A 2,696-nucleotide genomic window follows, 5' to 3' on the forward strand; every position below is an offset into this window, starting at 1 on the left:
GCGCCGGCCGCGGGCGCCGGCCGCGGCGCCGGCCGCGGCGCCGGCGGCTGCGCCGGCCGCGTTGGGGTGGCAGACGCCGGCCGAGCATCTGGCCCACATGACGCTGGCGCAACGGGTGGGCCAGCTGTTCATGGTGGCCGCGGCGGCCACCGGGGCCGGCACCCCCACCATGACCGTGCTGCGGAACTACCATGTGGGCAACGTGTACCTGTCCGGACGCTCCTCCGCCGGCATCAACGCCACCGCCGCCGTCGTGAAGGCGATGACGTCCACGGTGTCCACGGCCACCACCGACAACGAGAACCTGGCGGTCGGCACGGACCAGGAGGGCGGCTACGTCCAAGTCCTCAATGGTCAGGGGTTTTCGCGGATTCCCACGGCCCTGGCCCAGGGCTCAATCACCCCGGCCGTCCTGGCCGCCGATGCCAAGAACTGGGGCAACCAGCTGCGCTGGGCCGGGGTGAGCGTCAATTTGGCGCCCGTGCTGGACACCGTGCCCAGCGCGGCCTTCGCCCCGAACAATCCGCCCATCGGCTACTTTGAGCGCGAATACGGGTACACCCCGCAAAAGGTGTCCGAGGAAGGCAACGCCTTTGCCGCCGGCATGCGGGCCGGGTATGTCATGCCGGCCGTGAAGCACTTCCCCGGGTTGGGCCGGGTCACGGCCAACACGGATACCACGGCCAATGTGCATGACACCGTGACCACCCGCACCGACCCCTACATGCTCCCGTACAAGACCGCCATCACCAACGGCGCCCGGTGGGTCATGGTCTCCAGCGCCTACTACGAGCGGATCGACAACCGGCCGGGCAAGCTCGGGGCGTTCTCCTCGGTGCTCATGGCGGACGTCCTGCGAGGGGACGACCACTTCACCGGGATTGTCCTCTCCGACGACCTCTGCAACGCCGTCCAGCTGCAGCCGTGGAGCTGGGCGGTCCGGGCGGCGAACTTTGTCAACGCCGGCGGCACCATGGTGCTGTGCGCCAATCCCAACGCCATCCCGTACATGTACCGGGGCGTGCTGGCGCTGGCGCAGCAGAATCCGGCCTTCCTGGCCAAGGTCAATGCGGCCGTGCTGACCATCCTGACCGTCAAGCACGGCCAATAGGGCCGCCGGTGGATATCCTAGGCTGGGGCAGAGACCACCGGTCGGGTCGTGACCCGATGCCCGCACGGGGCCGCCACCGAAGGAGTTCACATGTCCGCCATCAACACCCTTGCCACCGTGAGCCGGGACGCCTGCGTCGCGGCCGACCGGGCCGATTCCCTGGCGGCGTTCCGGCAGCGCTTCATCCTGCCGGAGGGCGTCATCTACCTGGACGGCAATTCGTTGGGCCCCCGCCCGGTGGGGGCCCTGGAACGGGTGCAGGAGGTCGTCGCCAACGAGTGGGGCGAGGGCCTGATCCGCAGCTGGAACACCGCCGGCTGGTTCGAGCTGCCCGGCCGTCTGGGCGACAAGCTGGCCCGGCTGATCGGCGGACAGGGGGGTGAAGCCGTCGTCACCGACACCACCAGCTTGAACCTGTTCAAGGCTCTGGCCTCGGCGATCCGGATCCAGCAGGTGGACCACCCGGACAAGCGGGTCATCGTGACCGAAAGGGATAACTTCCCCACCGACATCTACATCGCCGAGGGCCTGGCGGACTTCCTCAACTCCGTCGTGGAGGCCACCGGCCGCCGCTATGAGATTCGACTCGTCGACGAGCAGCTGCCGTTGGAGGAGGCACTCGACGGCGAGGTGGCCGTCGTCGCCCTGTCCCACGTCAACTACCGCACCGGCGCCATGTGGGACATGCGGGAGGTCACGGCCGCGGCGCATGGGCGCGGGGCCCTGACGGTCTGGGACCTGGCCCACTCGGCCGGCGCGGTGCCGGTTGACCTCAACGGCGCTGACGCCGACTACGCCGTGGGCTGCACCTACAAGTACCTCAACGGCGGCCCCGGTTCCCCGGCCTTCATCTGGGTCAACGCCCGGCACCAGGACCGCTTCTGGCAGCCGCTGGCCGGGTGGTGGTCGCATGCCAGGCCGTTCGAGATGGCGGAGCGCTACGCCCCGGCCTCCACCATCAACCGCTTCCTGTGCGGCACCCAGCCGGTCACGGCGCTGGCCCTGGTGGAAACCGGCCTGGACATCATGCTCGACGCCGACCCTGCGGCCGTGCGGGCCAAGTCGCTGGCGCTGACCGACCTGTTTGTGGCACTCGTCGAGCAGCGCTGCGGCGTGCACGGGCTGGAACTGATCACCCCGCGTGAGCACGCGGTCCGCGGCAGCCACGTCAGCTTCCGCCACCCCGAGGGCTACGCCGTCATGAGCGCGCTGATCGCCCGCGGCGTCATCGGCGACTACCGGGAACCGGAAGTGCTGCGCTTTGGCGTCACCCCGCTGTTCCTGGGCTACGCGGACGTGTGGGACGCCGTGGAAATCCTCCGTGACATCCTGGACTCCGGCGCCTGGGACGCGCCGGAGTTCAAGGCGCGCAATGCCGTCACCTGACGCCGTCGTGCATAAGCAAAACTGACCCGCAGTAGATGTCGAAAAAGCCCGAAAAGTCGGGGTTTTTCGACATCTAATGCGGGACCCTTCTATGTTTGTCAAGCGGTGTTGAGGGTTGCTGATTGTGAGTTGAAGGTTCGGTAGACGCGGCGGGCGAGGTAGCGTTTGAGGCAGCGGCGGATTTCCTTGGCTGTTCGTC

At 68.4% G+C, this 2,696-nt stretch carries 2 protein-coding genes; both read left to right on the forward strand.

Going from position 1 to position 2,696, the window contains the following annotated elements; translation table 11 throughout:
• Positions 1–1,111: glycoside hydrolase family 3 N-terminal domain-containing protein (locus tag AB4Y80_RS16830; RefSeq protein WP_442215484.1), on the forward strand; the 1,111-nt coding region annotated here is incomplete at its 5' end.
• A gap of 90 nt (positions 1,112–1,201) precedes the next feature.
• Positions 1,202–2,497: a kynureninase gene (gene kynU, locus AB4Y80_RS16835; RefSeq protein WP_442215485.1), complete on the forward strand. Its 1,296-nt coding sequence runs from the start codon at positions 1,202–1,204 to the stop codon at positions 2,495–2,497.
• Positions 2,498–2,696 lie beyond the last annotated feature (199 nt).

This window comes from Specibacter sp. RAF43 (genome assembly GCF_052114065.1).
Lineage (GTDB): Bacteria > Actinomycetota > Actinomycetes > Actinomycetales > Micrococcaceae > Specibacter.